Below are 290 nucleotides of genomic sequence, written 5' to 3'. Positions count from 1 at the left end.
TGATCACCAAGTTCCTCGCGGGCGCATGGATCGCGATCAGCGCCATGGTCGCGCTGTTCGTCATGATGCGCGCCATCCATCGCCACTACCGCCGCGTGGCCGAGGAACTGGCGATCGACGACAGCGACGTCACGTTGCCCTCGCGCGTGCATGGGATCGTCCTGGTGAGCAAGGTTCACAAGCCGACGATGCGCGCGATCGCCTATGCCCGCGCCGCGCAGCCGAGCCGGCTAGAAGCGGTCACGGTCGAGCTCGACGCCGAGGAGACCGCCGAGGTGCTGCGGCAGTGG

At 67.6% G+C, this 290-nt stretch carries 1 pseudogene; it reads left to right on the top strand.

The features are described from left to right. Window positions 1-290, top strand: a pseudogene (locus D9V41_RS18200) (DNA-binding protein); the annotation flags it as partial.

This window comes from Aeromicrobium phragmitis, assembly GCF_003674095.1.
Lineage (GTDB): Bacteria > Actinomycetota > Actinomycetes > Propionibacteriales > Nocardioidaceae > Aeromicrobium > Aeromicrobium phragmitis.
Note: the sequence above shows the minus strand (reverse complement) of the source record. Positions and strands in the feature narration are given on the sequence as shown.